Annotated in this window: 13 protein-coding genes; 11 read left to right on the top strand and 2 right to left on the bottom strand. The window is 54.7% G+C overall.

The genetic code is table 11. The features are described 5' to 3' along the window. Window positions 1-6 precede the first annotated feature (6 nt). The 6 genes from flgG to flgL all read left to right on the top strand — a co-directional run bounded on the left by flgG (window position 7) and on the right by flgL (window position 6,294). Complete coding sequence (gene flgG, locus LCS67_RS13440; protein WP_000625851.1) at window positions 7-789, top strand: flagellar basal-body rod protein FlgG; 783 nt, start codon at window positions 7-9, stop codon at window positions 787-789. A gap of 53 nt (window positions 790-842) precedes the next feature. Next, window positions 843-1,541, top strand: coding sequence for a flagellar basal body L-ring protein FlgH (flgH, locus tag LCS67_RS13435; RefSeq protein WP_001174897.1), 699 nt, complete (start codon window positions 843-845; stop codon window positions 1,539-1,541). 11 nt (window positions 1,542-1,552) lie between these two features. Further along, complete coding sequence (locus LCS67_RS13430; RefSeq protein WP_001518955.1) at window positions 1,553-2,650, top strand: flagellar basal body P-ring protein FlgI; 1,098 nt, start codon at window positions 1,553-1,555, stop codon at window positions 2,648-2,650. After that, window positions 2,650-3,600 (top strand): flagellar assembly peptidoglycan hydrolase FlgJ, encoded by a 951-nt coding sequence (gene flgJ / locus LCS67_RS13425; protein WP_000578693.1) that lies wholly within the window; start codon window positions 2,650-2,652, stop codon window positions 3,598-3,600. Before LCS67_RS13430 ends, flgJ begins: the two co-directional genes overlap by 1 nt. A 64-nt stretch (window positions 3,601-3,664) precedes the next feature. Next, window positions 3,665-5,326, top strand: coding sequence for a flagellar hook-associated protein FlgK (gene flgK, locus LCS67_RS13420; protein WP_000096425.1), 1,662 nt, complete (start codon window positions 3,665-3,667; stop codon window positions 5,324-5,326). 14 nt (window positions 5,327-5,340) lie between these two features. Then, a complete protein-coding gene (gene flgL / locus LCS67_RS13415; RefSeq protein WP_001223032.1) occupies window positions 5,341-6,294 on the top strand; it encodes a flagellar hook-associated protein FlgL in 954 nt (317 codons plus the stop codon). A 256-nt stretch (window positions 6,295-6,550) separates the two neighbouring features. Here the strand turns inward: flgL and rne are convergent, their stop codons facing one another. Continuing rightward, window positions 6,551-9,754: a ribonuclease E gene (gene rne, locus LCS67_RS13410; protein ID WP_031565377.1), complete on the bottom strand. Its 3,204-nt coding sequence runs from the start codon at window positions 9,752-9,754 to the stop codon at window positions 6,551-6,553. 573 nt (window positions 9,755-10,327) lie between these two features. On the opposite strand from rne, the gene rluC reads away from it, so the two are divergent. Beyond that, the gene (gene rluC, locus LCS67_RS13405; protein ID WP_000846310.1) at window positions 10,328-11,281 is read left to right on the top strand and encodes a 23S rRNA pseudouridine(955/2504/2580) synthase RluC; all 954 of its coding nucleotides are present in this window, start codon (window positions 10,328-10,330) and stop codon (window positions 11,279-11,281) included. 82 nt (window positions 11,282-11,363) lie between these two features. On the opposite strand, the gene LCS67_RS13400 is transcribed toward rluC, so the two are convergent. Next, window positions 11,364-11,948 (bottom strand): Maf family protein, encoded by a 585-nt coding sequence (locus LCS67_RS13400; RefSeq protein ID WP_001137609.1) that lies wholly within the window; start codon window positions 11,946-11,948, stop codon window positions 11,364-11,366. Window positions 11,949-12,145: 197 nt separating this feature from the next. On the opposite strand from LCS67_RS13400, the gene yceD reads away from it, so the two are divergent. The 4 genes from yceD (at window position 12,146) to fabH (ending at window position 15,138) form a co-directional block, all read left to right on the top strand. Beyond that, the gene (gene yceD, locus LCS67_RS13395; RefSeq protein ID WP_001174492.1) at window positions 12,146-12,667 is read left to right on the top strand and encodes a 23S rRNA accumulation protein YceD; all 522 of its coding nucleotides are present in this window, start codon (window positions 12,146-12,148) and stop codon (window positions 12,665-12,667) included. Between the two features lie 51 nt (window positions 12,668-12,718). Beyond that, window positions 12,719-12,892 carry a 50S ribosomal protein L32 gene (gene rpmF, locus LCS67_RS13390; RefSeq protein ID WP_000290727.1) on the top strand — a complete coding sequence of 58 codons (174 nt, stop codon included), beginning with the start codon at window positions 12,719-12,721 and terminating at the stop codon, window positions 12,890-12,892. A gap of 133 nt (window positions 12,893-13,025) precedes the next feature. Beyond that, window positions 13,026-14,105 carry a phosphate acyltransferase PlsX gene (gene plsX / locus LCS67_RS13385; protein WP_001518286.1) on the top strand — a complete coding sequence of 360 codons (1,080 nt, stop codon included), beginning with the start codon at window positions 13,026-13,028 and terminating at the stop codon, window positions 14,103-14,105. A 79-nt stretch (window positions 14,106-14,184) separates the two neighbouring features. Further along, the gene (gene fabH, locus LCS67_RS13380) at window positions 14,185-15,138 is read left to right on the top strand and encodes a beta-ketoacyl-ACP synthase III (protein ID WP_000288148.1); all 954 of its coding nucleotides are present in this window, start codon (window positions 14,185-14,187) and stop codon (window positions 15,136-15,138) included. Window positions 15,139-15,150 lie beyond the last annotated feature (12 nt).

Below are 15,150 nucleotides of genomic sequence, written 5' to 3'. Positions count from 1 at the left end.
CATTTTATGATCAGTTCATTATGGATCGCCAAAACCGGTCTGGACGCGCAGCAAACCAATATGGATGTGATTGCCAATAACCTGGCAAACGTCAGCACCAATGGTTTTAAGCGTCAGCGCGCGGTATTTGAAGATCTGTTGTATCAGACCATCCGCCAGCCGGGCGCGCAGTCGTCCGAGCAGACGACGCTGCCTTCCGGGCTGCAAATCGGTACCGGCGTGCGTCCGGTCGCCACGGAGCGTCTGCACAGTCAGGGGAACCTGTCGCAGACCAACAACAGTAAAGATGTGGCGATTAAAGGGCAGGGCTTTTTCCAGGTCATGCTGCCGGATGGTACGTCTGCCTATACCCGCGACGGCTCTTTCCAGGTGGATCAGAATGGTCAACTGGTGACGGCGGGCGGTTTTCAGGTGCAGCCGGCAATCACCATTCCGGCCAACGCGTTAAGCATCACCATTGGCCGCGACGGCGTGGTCAGCGTGACCCAGCAGGGGCAGGCCGCGCCGGTTCAGGTCGGGCAGCTTAACCTGACCACCTTTATGAACGACACCGGGCTGGAAAGCATCGGCGAGAACCTCTATATCGAAACGCAATCGTCCGGCGCGCCGAACGAAAGCACGCCGGGGCTCAACGGCGCGGGGTTGTTGTATCAAGGGTATGTCGAAACGTCGAACGTTAACGTGGCGGAAGAGCTGGTGAACATGATTCAGGTTCAACGCGCCTATGAAATTAACAGTAAAGCAGTATCGACGACCGATCAGATGCTGCAGAAACTGACGCAACTCTAAGGGGCCGCCGGTGGGGATACGCCACCGGCTCCCTGATTTTGAAGATGAAGGTAATGCAAAAATACGCGCTTCACGCTTACCCAGTTATGGCCCTGATGGTCGCGACGCTGACAGGATGCGCCTGGATACCCGCTAAACCGCTCGTGCAGGGGGCGACCACGGCGCAGCCGATACCTGGCCCGGTACCGGTGGCGAATGGCTCCATATTTCAGTCTGCGCAGCCGATTAATTATGGCTATCAGCCGCTTTTTGAAGATCGTCGACCGCGTAATATCGGCGATACGCTCACGATTGTGTTACAGGAAAACGTCAGCGCCAGTAAAAGCTCGTCGGCAAATGCCAGTCGCGACGGCAAAACCAGTTTTGGTTTTGATACGGTACCGCGTTATCTGCAGGGATTATTCGGTAATTCCCGCGCGGATATGGAGGCCTCCGGCGGCAACTCTTTTAACGGCAAAGGCGGCGCGAATGCCAGCAATACCTTTAGCGGCACGCTGACCGTGACCGTCGATCAGGTTCTGGCCAATGGCAATTTACACGTCGTGGGGGAAAAACAGATCGCGATTAATCAGGGAACGGAATTCATCCGCTTCTCCGGCGTGGTAAATCCACGCACCATCAGCGGCAGCAACTCCGTTCCCTCGACACAAGTGGCGGATGCGCGGATTGAATATGTCGGGAACGGCTATATTAACGAAGCGCAAAATATGGGCTGGCTGCAACGTTTCTTCCTTAATTTGTCGCCGATGTAAGCGAGGTGTATGTGTTTAAAGCTCTTGCAGGAATCGTTCTGGCACTGGTTGCCACTCTGGCGCACGCCGAGCGTATCCGGGATCTGACCAGTGTCCAGGGGGTACGGGAAAACTCGCTGATCGGCTACGGGCTGGTGGTCGGGCTGGACGGTACGGGCGACCAGACGACCCAGACGCCATTTACCACCCAGACGCTGAATAACATGCTGTCACAACTGGGGATTACGGTCCCCACTGGCACCAACATGCAGTTGAAAAACGTGGCGGCGGTGATGGTGACGGCGTCGTATCCGCCTTTTGCGCGACAGGGACAAACGATCGATGTCGTCGTTTCCTCAATGGGGAACGCTAAAAGTCTGCGTGGCGGGACGTTATTAATGACGCCGTTAAAAGGGGTGGACAGCCAGGTGTATGCTCTGGCGCAGGGCAATATTCTGGTCGGCGGCGCGGGCGCTTCCGCAGGCGGCAGTAGCGTGCAGGTTAACCAGCTTAATGGCGGGCGCATCACTAATGGCGCGATTATCGAACGCGAGTTGCCGACTCAGTTCGGCGCTGGCAACACCATTAATCTGCAATTGAACGACGAAGATTTTACGATGGCGCAGCAAATTACCGATGCCATCAACCGCGCCCGCGGTTACGGCAGCGCCACTGCGCTTGATGCGCGAACGGTACAGGTACGTGTGCCCAGCGGCAACAGCTCGCAGGTGCGTTTTCTGGCGGACATTCAAAATATGGAAGTCAACGTGACGCCGCAGGATGCAAAAGTCGTGATCAACTCGCGTACCGGTTCGGTGGTCATGAATCGGGAAGTCACGCTGGATAGCTGCGCTGTGGCGCAGGGCAATTTGTCAGTGACAGTCAATCGCCAGCTCAACGTCAACCAGCCGAATACGCCATTTGGCGGCGGGCAGACCGTGGTGACGCCACAGACTCAGATAGATTTGCGTCAGAGCGGCGGATCGCTACAGAGCGTGCGTTCCAGCGCCAATCTGAACAGCGTAGTGCGCGCGCTGAATGCGCTTGGCGCGACGCCGATGGACCTGATGTCGATTTTGCAGTCCATGCAGAGCGCGGGCTGTCTACGCGCCAAACTGGAAATCATCTGATGATCGGAGACGGTAAATTGCTGGCCAGCGCGGCCTGGGATGCGCAATCTCTGAACGAACTGAAAGCGAAAGCGGGCCAGGACCCGGCGGCGAATATCCGTCCTGTGGCCCGTCAGGTGGAAGGGATGTTTGTGCAGATGATGCTGAAAAGTATGCGCGAGGCTTTACCCAAAGATGGTTTATTCAGCAGCGATCAGACGCGTCTGTATACCAGCATGTATGACCAGCAGATCGCCCAGCAGATGACCGCCGGCAAGGGACTGGGGCTGGCGGATATGATGGTTAAACAGATGACCAGCGGGCAGACGATGCCTGCGGATGACGCGCCGCAAGTACCGCTTAAATTCTCCCTGGAGACGGTAAACAGCTATCAAAATCAGGCGCTGACCCAACTGGTGCGCAAAGCCATCCCGAAAACGCCGGAGAGCAGCGATGCGCCGCTCTCCGGCGACAGTAAAGACTTTCTGGCCCAGCTTTCGCTCCCGGCGAGGCTGGCCAGCGAACAAAGCGGGGTGCCGCATCATCTGATTCTGGCGCAGGCGGCGCTGGAGTCGGGCTGGGGGCAACGGCAAATCCTGCGGGAGAATGGCGAACCCAGCTATAACGTATTTGGCGTGAAAGCGACCGCCAGTTGGAAAGGGCCGGTGACGGAAATCACCACCACTGAATACGAAAATGGCGAAGCGAAAAAAGTGAAAGCGAAATTCCGCGTCTATAGCTCGTATCTGGAGGCGTTATCGGATTATGTCGCGCTGTTAACGCGTAACCCACGCTACGCTGCCGTGACCACTGCCGCCACGGCAGAGCAGGGCGCAGTGGCCCTGCAAAACGCCGGATACGCCACTGACCCGAATTACGCGCGTAAATTGACCAGCATGATTCAGCAGTTGAAAGCGATGAGTGAAAAGGTCAGCAAAACCTACAGCGCGAATCTCGACAATCTCTTTTAAATTGCTCAAGTCCACGTAGTCGCTGCCGATAACAACGAGTATTGAAGGATTAAAAGGAACCATCATGTCCAGCTTGATTAATCACGCCATGAGCGGACTTAACGCCGCGCAGGCCGCGTTAAATACGGTCAGTAATAACATCAACAATTATAACGTTGCGGGTTATACCCGGCAGACAACTATTCTGGCGCAGGCAAACAGTACGTTAGGGGCTGGCGGCTGGATAGGTAATGGCGTTTACGTTTCAGGCGTACAGCGCGAATATGATGCGTTTATCACTAATCAGCTACGCGGCGCGCAAAACCAGAGCAGCGGCTTGACCACGCGCTATGAACAAATGTCGAAAATCGACAACCTGCTGGCCGATAAATCCAGCTCACTGTCTGGTTCGTTGCAGAGTTTTTTTACCAGCCTGCAAACGTTAGTCAGTAACGCGGAAGATCCTGCGGCGCGTCAGGCGCTGATTGGTAAAGCGGAAGGGCTGGTAAACCAGTTCAAAACCACCGATCAGTATCTGCGCGATCAGGATAAACAGGTCAATATCGCGATTGGCTCCAGCGTGGCGCAAATCAACAATTACGCGAAGCAGATAGCTAACCTGAACGATCAAATCTCCCGTATGACGGGCGTAGGCGCGGGCGCATCGCCGAACGACCTGCTCGATCAGCGTGATCAGTTGGTCAGCGAGCTTAACAAGATCGTTGGCGTCGAGGTGAGTGTACAGGACGGCGGCACCTATAACCTGACGATGGCCAATGGCTATACGCTGGTGCAGGGGTCGACGGCGCGTCAGTTGGCGGCGGTTCCCTCCAGCGCCGACCCGACGCGAACGACTGTCGCTTATGTCGATGAGGCCGCCGGTAACATCGAAATTCCGGAAAAGTTGCTGAACACCGGTTCGCTCGGCGGATTACTGACATTCCGTTCTCAGGATCTGGATCAGACTCGTAATACGCTGGGCCAGTTGGCGTTAGCGTTTGCCGATGCGTTTAACGCGCAGCATACCAAAGGTTATGACGCCGACGGCAATAAAGGGAAAGACTTCTTTAGCATTGGCTCGCCGGTGGTATATAGCAACAGTAATAATGCCGATAAAACGGTATCGCTAACCGCTAAGGTGGTCGACAGCACGAAGGTTCAGGCGACGGATTATAAGATTGTTTTTGACGGTACAGACTGGCAGGTTACTCGCACTGCGGATAACACTACCTTCACGGCGACAAAAGATGCTGACGGAAAACTGGAGATTGACGGTCTGAAAGTGACGGTAGGGACCGGCGCACAGAAAAACGACAGTTTTCTTCTCAAGCCGGTCAGCAATGCTATCGTCGACATGAACGTTAAAGTGACAAATGAAGCCGAGATTGCGATGGCGTCTGAGTCAAAACTCGATCCTGATGTGGATACCGGCGACAGCGATAACCGCAATGGTCAGGCATTGCTGGACTTACAAAACAGCAATGTAGTGGGTGGCAACAAAACCTTTAACGATGCTTACGCCACGTTGGTCAGCGATGTGGGTAACAAAACGTCAACGCTGAAAACCAGCAGCACCACGCAGGCGAATGTGGTTAAACAGCTTTATAAACAGCAACAGTCGGTTTCCGGCGTTAACCTCGACGAAGAGTACGGCAATTTGCAGCGTTATCAGCAGTATTATCTGGCGAATGCGCAAGTATTGCAGACCGCGAATGCGCTGTTTGATGCGTTACTGAATATTCGCTAAAGGAGAAGGATGACATGCGTATCAGTACCCAGATGATGTACGAACAAAATATGAGCGGCATCACTAATTCTCAGGCCGAATGGATGAAGCTGGGCGAGCAGATGTCTACCGGTAAGCGCGTTACCAACCCATCTGACGATCCGATCGCCGCGTCGCAGGCGGTAGTACTCTCTCAGGCGCAGGCGCAGAATAGCCAGTACGCCCTGGCGCGTACGTTTGCCACCCAAAAAGTGTCGCTGGAAGAAAGCGTACTCAGTCAGGTGACGACGGCGATTCAAACCGCGCAGGAAAAAATCGTCTATGCCGGAAACGGCACGTTAAGCGACGATGACCGCGCGTCGCTGGCGACGGATTTACAGGGGATCCGCGATCAGCTGATGAACCTGGCAAACAGCACTGACGGCAATGGTCGCTATATCTTTGCCGGGTATAAAACGGAAGCGGCGCCATTCGACCAGGCGACAGGTGGTTATCATGGCGGCGAGAAAAGTGTTACCCAGCAGGTGGATTCCGCACGCACGATGGTAATTGGTCATACGGGAGCGCAAATTTTTAATAGCATCACCAGCAATGCGGTGCCGGAACCGGATGGCTCGGACTCCGAAAAGAATCTGTTTGTCATGCTCGATACGGCAATTGCCGCACTCAAGACCCCGGTGGAAGGCAATGACGTGGAAAAAGAAAAGGCCGCTGCCGCCATTGATAAAACCAATCGCGGCTTAAAAAATTCGCTCAATAACGTCCTGACCGTTCGTGCGGAACTGGGAACGCAACTGAGCGAACTCAGTACGCTGGATTCACTGGGAAGCGACCGTGCGCTGGGACAGAAGCTGCAGATGAGCAACCTGGTAGATGTGGACTGGAACTCGGTCATTTCCTCCTACGTCATGCAACAGGCGGCATTACAGGCGTCCTATAAAACGTTTACCGACATGCAGGGAATGTCGCTTTTCCAGTTGAACCGGTAACGCCTCTTTTTGAAACATATCACGAAACTGGATATGTTTTGTCTGCCCGCGCCATCCACCCCGGCGCGGGCATTTTTTTAGTCGTCATTGAGTTAGTGGTCATATTGTCGCGCCCGTAGCGACGCCATCCGTACGTATTATCCCGCCCGATCTCATAAACGCCTGGAGTGACTAAAAGACGCCATGGGGTGAAGCATCGCCCTGTAAGGGGCATAAAAAAGCCGACCTGGCGGTCGGCTTTGTATCAGCATTTACATCATTCTACCGGCTGTGGGCGTGTCGCCGGGGCGCTGGCGACACGTGTGGCGCTGTGTCCGCCTGCTGCGCCTTTACCTTCAAAGTGGAAGGAAGGACGCTGCCAGTCGCTATGGTGCGGGGTTTCCGGCACATATTCCGGCGCTGGCGCACGCGTCATCGGCGCGCTGGCGTGGTTGTGATCGTCAACACAGACAACGTCCTGCGGCTTTTCCACCACCTGGGCCGGTGCGATAACGGTTTCTTCTGCCGTGTGCTCCACAACAGCCGCTTCCGCTTTTGTCTCTTCTTCTGGCTCGACAACGACAACATCAGCTACGTTTTCAGCCACCGTAATGGACGCGTCGGCGGTTTCTGCTACCGGTTCGGCGTCAGCAATAACCTCTTGCGCCACCGGCGTATCGCTTTCGGCAATCAGTTGCGGCTGTTCATCAACCGGCGCGGCAATCACTTCCGGATGCGTTGTCTCGACCTCGACGACTTCCGGCACCTGTGGTTCGGCGACAGTCTGCGGCTCAACGGCAACGTTTTCTACCGCCTGTACCGACGCTTGTGGTTCTAACGCTACGGTCGCAGCGATAACCTGCGGTTCAGCGACAACCGGTTGTGGCAGCGCCAGATCTGCTTCACGCTGCTCTTCAACAACCTGCGTTTCCTGAGGACGGACAATCGGGTAGCGGATCCAGACTTTACCGGACGCCATTTCCGGCGACGCGCAGGCGACGGTTAACGGCATCGGCGATTGTGTCGGGTAGCGCTCGTCACGATAGCGACGACGACGCTGACCGCTAACGCGCAGGTGGCGCGGAGAACGGCGGGAGCGACGCGGCATACCAGTATTATCGCGAGGTTCTACGCTATCATCCTGCTCCGGCGCGATATCGGCAACGACAGGTAAATCAACTTTCGCCAATTCGGTACGCGGCGCTGGAACGGGCTGTTCAACGTTTTCAACCGGGCGTGGTTCGTCGACGACGACTGGCGTATCAACCGTTTCAACCACTGCGCTGTTGGTAAAGCGGACTTTCTGATTAAGCTGACGCTGCTTGCGGCGCGGCTGAACCTGCTGAACGCGTTCTTCCTGCTCGGTCTCCTGGACAGGCTGTTCTTCGCGGTTAAGCGCTTTTACTTCCTGCTGCGCCTGGCGTTTGTCATCATTGCGACGGCGGCTGCGTTCGCGACGCGGCGTCTGTTGCTGCTCATCGCTGGTTTTCACTTTTTCCGCCGTTTCCTGCTGGCGGGTATCGCGCGTTTCCGCATTTTGCTGCTGCGCCTGGCGACGGTTACGACGATTATCGTCGCGGCTCTCGCCGCCGTCACGTCCGGCACGGTTATCACGGGTGTCGCGGCGTTCGTTACGATCGCGACGGTTGTTCTGCCGTGGCTTGCGACGATCCTGCTGACGCTCCGCTTTTTCTTCCGCTTTCGGCGCGGCTGTTTCGACGGTTTTCGTTTCTTCACCGCTGAACAGTTGTTTCAGCGCGTTAAGGAAGCGGCTAAACAGACCTGGCTGGGCAGGCTGCGCGGCGGCAACATTATCCTTTTTCGCCGTGGCGACGCTAACCGCCGGTTCGACAGGCGTCGGCGCCGGAGGCACATCTGGCATAGCGAATGTCGCCAGCGCAGGCTGTTCCGGGCGTTTACGCTCGGCGTACTCTTCTTCAGAAGGCAGCGCCATCGCTTCTTCGTGCAGCTTCGGCAGCATGTAGCTCAGGGTCGGCGTTTCTTCCCCTTTGCGTACGCGCAGCACGGAATAGTGCGGCGTTTCCATCTGATCGTTCGGGACGATGACACAGCGGACGCCATCCTGACGCGTCTCAATAGCGTTAACTGCCGTCCGTTTTTCGTTAAGCAGATAAGAGGCGATCGGCACCGGAACAATGGCATGGACTTCCTGCGTATTCTCTTTCAGCGCTTCTTCTTCAATCAGGCGCAGAATGGACAGCGACAGAGATTCGTTATCGCGCACGGTGCCGGTACCGCTACAGCGCGGACACACGTGATGACTGGATTCGCCCAGCGACGGGCTCAGGCGCTGACGCGACATTTCGAGCAGGCCGAAGCGGGAAATATGGCTAATCTGAATACGCGCCCGGTCCTGACGCACCGCTTCACGCAGGCGGTTTTCTACCGCGCGCTGGTGACGTACCGGCGTCATATCGATAAAGTCGATAACGATCAGGCCGCCCAGGTCGCGCAGACGCAGCTGGCGGGCAATCTCGTCGGCCGCTTCGAGATTAGTGTTGAACGCGGTTTCTTCGATATCGCCGCCGCGAGTCGCGCGGGCGGAGTTGATATCGATGGCGGTTAACGCTTCGGTACTGTCAATGACAATGGAGCCGCCGGAGGGCAGGCGCACTTCACGCTGGAACGCTGACTCGATCTGCGATTCGATCTGGTAATGGCTGAACAACGGGATTTCACCGGTGTACAGCTTAATTTTGCTGCTAAAATCCGGGCGGCCCAACGCGGCGATATGCTGACGCGCCATTTCCATCACTTTTGGATTGTCGATCAGGATTTCACCGATATCCTGACGCAGATAGTCGCGAAACGCGCGTACGATGACGTTGCTTTCCTGATGGATCAGGAACGGCGCGGGACGGCTTTCAGCGGCTTTCTGAATGGCTTCCCAGTGTTTCAGGCGGAAGCTTAAATCCCACTGCAACGCTTCGGCGGATTTACCCACGCCCGCGGTACGCACGATAAGCCCCATCCCTTCAGGAAGTTCCAGGCTGGCCAACGCTTCTTTTAACTCGGTACGATCGTCGCCTTCAATGCGACGGGAAATACCACCCGCGCGCGGGTTATTCGGCATCAGCACCAGGTAGCTGCCCGCCAGACTGATAAAGGTGGTTAACGCCGCGCCTTTGTTGCCGCGCTCTTCTTTATCGATTTGAACAATGACTTCCTGGCCTTCGCGTAACACGTCTTTAATGTTCGGGCGACCATGAGCGCTGTAGTTAGCGGGGAAATATTCGCGGGCAATTTCTTTTAACGGGAGGAAACCGTGGCGTTCTGCGCCGTAATCAACAAAAGCCGCTTCCAGGCTCGGTTCAATACGGGTAATTTTGCCTTTATAGATGTTCGCTTTTTTCTGCTCGTGTCCGGGGCTTTCTATATCCAGATCGTACAGACGCTGCCCATCTACAAGGGCGACGCGCAACTCTTCCTGCTGAGTCGCGTTGATTAACATTCTTTTCATCGTAACTTACTCATTATTCTTACGTTGACGACTAAGCTGCGGGCATGGTGACGCCTTACCGGGCATGAACCGATGGCCTCGTGACTATTTCGCGTCGCCAACCTCACGGTTATCGTCAGCTCAAAGAGGCGCAGAGTGTCGGTTGCCTGTATTTCATACGGAAACACAGCGCAATTATCAGGGAAGCAGCCTGGGCATTACTCTCCAGAGAAGATCCTATCTACCGGTAAGGACTGCAACCCGCAGCCCGCTAACTGTCTGAAAAATCAATACGTCTTACGCCATTGCTGCGTTGATGATCGGTCAGACAAAATGGGTTATTCCGCTAAACTTTTTGTTTTAACAAGTTTCGGTGCGGAAACCGCATCATTATTCCACTGCTAACCTTGTTATAGCAAGATGACTTTTACCATTTATCACCCGCTTACTCACAGTTTTTTCACCAACGTGAGCCAATTGCTTTAATAACCAGCAAAACCGCAGTGAAAAATGTTCATCCACTGGCGTAGGCGTCTCTATAAGCATAGAAAAATGTGTGGCGCGAATCTCACAGGCTATTTAGAATCGCCCCCCATGAAAACAGAAACGCCATCCGTAAAAATTGTTGCCATCGCCGCTGACGAAGCGGGGCAACGCATTGATAACTTTTTGCGCACCCAACTGAAAGGGGTACCAAAAAGTATGATTTATCGCATCTTGCGTAAAGGCGAGGTGCGGGTGAACAAAAAACGCATTAAACCGGAATACAAACTGGAAGCGGGCGATGAAGTCCGCATTCCGCCGGTTCGCGTTGCTGAACGCGAAGAAGAGGCCGTGTCGCCGCATTTGCAAAAAGTGGCGGCCTTGGCGGACGTCATTTTGTATGAAGACGACCATATTCTGGTGCTGAATAAGCCTTCCGGCACCGCCGTACACGGCGGGAGCGGGTTAAGTTTTGGCGTCATCGAAGGGCTGCGGGCGTTGCGTCCGGAAGCGCGATTCCTGGAACTGGTGCATCGTCTTGACCGCGATACCTCCGGCGTGCTATTGGTGGCGAAAAAACGCTCCGCGCTGCGTTCGCTGCATGAGCAACTGCGCGAAAAGGGAATGCAGAAAGATTATCTGGCGCTGGTGCGCGGCCAGTGGCAATCGCACGTTAAAACCGTACAGGCGCCATTATTAAAGAACATTCTGCAAAGCGGCGAACGCATTGTTCGCGTGAGCCAGGAAGGCAAACCGTCAGAAACGCGCTTCAAGGTGGAAGAGCGCTATGCCTTCGCCACGCTGGTGCGCTGTAGCCCGGTCACGGGCCGTACGCATCAGATTCGCGTACATACCCAATATGCCGGTCACCCTATTGCGTTCGACGATCGCTACGGCGACCGTGAGTTTGATAAGCAACTGGCGGATACGGGGTTGAACCGACTTTTCCTGCACGCAGCAGCGTTGAAATTTACCCATCCGGGAACGGGTGAAGTGATGCGTATTGAAGCGCCGATGGATAAGCAATTGAAGCGCTGCCTTGAGGTATTACGTAGTAAAGCCTGATGCGCGTTGCTTATCAGGCCTACAATCGTGTGATGCACCGTAGGCCTGATAAGACGCATCGCGTCGCCATCAGGCAGATTAATCAGGCATTCAGCGGGTTCATCTCTTCCCGCCGCAGCATTTGACACAACGCGATCAGCGGCAAACCGATCAAGGTATTTGGGTCACGACCTTCCAGGCGTTCAAATAATGCAATGCCTAAACCTTCGCTTTTAAAACTTCCCGCGCAATGCAGCGGATGCTCTTTACGGACATAGTCGTCTATTTCCGCTTCGCTTAAATGGCGAAAATGAACGTCAAAAGGCTCCACTTCGGTTTGTAAGTGCCCGGAGGCGGAGTTATACAGCGCCAGTCCGGTATAAAACGTCACAATATTTCCGCTGGCTTTGGCTAATTGCTGACGCGCTTTTTCTTCCGTCAGCGGTTTGCCGGTGATTTCGCCGTCCAGAACACCAATTTGGTCGGAGCCAATAATCAAATGATTCGGGAAACGCGCGGCGAGCGATTGCGCCTTCGCCTGCGCCAGCCGCAACACCAATTGGCGCGGCGCTTCGCCCGGCATGGGGGTTTCATCAACATCCGGCGCGGCGCATTCGAAAGGAATCGTCAGCTTTTCCAGCAGCGCGCGACGCCAGGGAGAGGTAGACGCAAGGATGAGACGGGGCATATTTTTTCCCTCAGATATAGCGTAATGATGAGAGCCATCTTAAACTATGCTCTTCGGTCTTCAAGCCTGTCATACTGACTCGTCTTGAGCGAAAATAAGTCTGTAACCCGCAATGTGTGCGAATTATTGGCAAAAGGCAACCGCAGGCTGCCTTTTTCTTTGACTATATGACGTTACGAAGTTAATATGCGCGCCCTATGCAAAAGGTAAAATTACCCCTGACTCTTGATCCGGTTCGTACCGCTCAAAAACGCCTTGATTACCAGGGTATCTATACCCCCGATCAGGTTGAGCGCGTTGCCGAGTCTGTAGTCAGTGTGGACAGTGATGTGGAATGCTCCATGTCGTTCGCTATCGATAACCAGCGTCTCGCCGTTTTAACCGGCGATGCGGTCGTTACGGTGTCGCTCGAATGCCAGCGTTGCGGGAAACCGTTTACCCATCAGGTTCACACAACGTATTGTTTTAGCCCTGTCCGTTCCGACGAGCAGGCTGAAGCACTGCCGGAAGCGTATGAGCCGATTGAGGTAAACGAATTCGGCGAAATCGATCTGCTGGCGACGGTTGAAGATGAAATCATCCTCGCCTTGCCGGTAGTTCCGGTGCATGATTCTGAACACTGTGAAGTGTCCGAGGCGGACATGGTCTTTGGCGAACTGCCTGATGAAGCGCAAAAGCCAAACCCATTTGCCGTATTAGCCAGCTTAAAGCGTAAGTAATAGGTCTTCCCCGCGGACGCAGGGATAAACCGTAATTGAGGAGTAAGGTCCATGGCCGTACAACAGAATAAACCAACCCGTTCCAAACGTGGCATGCGTCGTTCCCATGACGCTCTGACCGCAGTCACCAGCCTGTCTGTAGACAAAACTTCTGGTGAAAAACACCTGCGTCACCACATCACTGCCGACGGTTACTACCGCGGCCGTAAGGTCATCGCTAAGTAATCGCGCGATACTCGATGCCTTTTGCATCACAGGCGTGCCTGTGGTGTAAAAGCCGAAGAGTACAAGCGTGATAAAGCTTAGTGAGGATTTCTCCGCGTAAGCGGAGAACACCGAACCAGGCAGCGACGATACCTTGACACGTCTAACCCTGGCGTTAGATGTCATGGGGGGCGATTTTGGTCCTTCCGTGACGGTGCCTGCAGCATTGCAGGCACTGAACGCTAATTCGCAGCTCACTCTTCTTTTAGTCGGGAATCCCGATATTATCACGCCATTACTTGCCAAAGCTGACTTTGAACAACGTTCGCGTCTGCAGATTATCCCTGCACAGTCAGTTATTGCCAGTGATGCCCGGCCTTCGCAGGCGATCCGCGCCAGTCGCGGGACATCCATGCGTGTGGCCCTGGAGCTTGTGAAAGAAGGCCGAGCCGAAGCTTGCGTTAGCGCTGGTAATACCGGGGCGCTGATGGGGCTGGCGAAATTATTGCTCAAGCCTCTTGAGGGGATTGAGCGTCCGGCGTTGGTGACGGTATTACCGCACCAGCAAAAGGGCAAAACGGTAGTGCTTGATTTGGGGGCCAACGTCGACTGCGACAGTACCATGCTGGTGCAGTTTGCCGTGATGGGCGCCGTTTTGGCGGAAGAGGTCGTCGGGATCAAAAATCCCCGCGTGGCGCTACTCAATATCGGGGAAGAAGAAACCAAAGGCCTCGACAGTATTCGTGAAGCCTCTTTAATGTTAAAAACAGTTCCAACCATCAATTACATCGGCTACCTTGAGGCGAATGAGTTACTGACGGGAAAAACCGATGTACTGGTGTGTGACGGCTTTACAGGCAATGTCACACTTAAAACGATGGAGGGGGTTGTCAGAATGTTCCTTTCACTGCTGAAATCACAGGGCGAAGGGAAAAAACGGTCGTGGTGGCTGCTGTTATTAAAACGTTGGTTACAAAAAAGCCTGACGAGGCGATTCAGTCACCTCAACCCCGACCAGTATAATGGCGCCTGTCTGTTAGGATTGCGCGGCACGGTGATAAAAAGTCATGGTGCGGCCAATCAGCGAGCATTTGCAGTCGCGATTGAACAGGCAGTGCAGGCGGTGCAGCGACAAGTTCCTCAGCGAATTGCCGCTCGCCTGGAATCTGTATACCCAGCCGGATTTGAACCGCTGGACGATGGCAAAGGCGTAAACCTGCGGGCGCACAGATAATATCGCTGTCTCCCCGGTGCCGCCAGCGTGCCAGACGTTTACAGGTAACGGTATATAACCGAAAAGTGACTGAGCGTACATGTATACGAAGATTATTGGTACTGGCAGCTATCTGCCCGAACAAGTGCGGACTAACGCCGATCTGGAAAAAATGGTTGAGACCTCTGACGAGTGGATTGTCACTCGTACAGGTATTCGTGAACGCCATATCGCCGCGCCGAATGAAACTGTCGCGACGATGGGCTTTACCGCTGCGAATCGCGCGATTGAGATGGCGGGGATCGATAAAGACCAAATTGGCTTGATTGTGGTGGCTACCACATCAGCAACGCATGCATTTCCAAGCGCGGCATGTCAGATTCAAAGTATGCTCGGTATTAAAGGTTGCCCGGCGTTTGATGTCGCGGCAGCGTGCGCAGGTTTCACCTACGCGTTAAGCATCGCCGACCAGTACGTTAAATCCGGCGCGGTTAAACACGCGCTGGTGGTCGGTTCCGATGTATTAGCCCGCACTTGCGATCCTGGCGATCGCGGTACGATCATTATTTTCGGCGATGGCGCAGGCGCGGCCGTACTGAGCGCTTCTGAAGAACCGGGTATTATCTCCACTCATCTTCATGCCGATGGCCGTTACGGTGAATTACTGACCCTGCCGAATGCCGATCGCGTAAATCCGGATAACCCGATTTACCTGACGATGGCGGGCAATGAAGTCTTTAAAGTGGCGGTCACTGAACTGGCGCATATTGTCGATGAGACGCTGGCGGCTAATAACCTGGATCGCTCAGAACTCGATTGGCTGGTGCCGCATCAGGCTAACCTGCGTATCATTAGCGCGACAGCGAAAAAACTCGGCATGTCGATGGACAATGTCGTCGTCACGCTGGACAGGCACGGCAATACCTCCGCGGCTTCTGTGCCGTGCGCGCTGGATGAAGCCGTGCGTGACGGGCGAATTAAAGCCGGTCAGCTGGTATTGCTTGAAGCCTTCGGGGGTGGATTCACCTGGGGCTCCGCGCTGATTCGTTTCTAGTATAAGGATTTA

Origin of the sequence: Salmonella sp. A7 (assembly GCF_020181675.1) — a bacterium.
Lineage (GTDB): Bacteria > Pseudomonadota > Gammaproteobacteria > Enterobacterales > Enterobacteriaceae > Salmonella > Salmonella enterica.
This window is presented reverse-complemented; position numbering and strand designations above follow the sequence as displayed.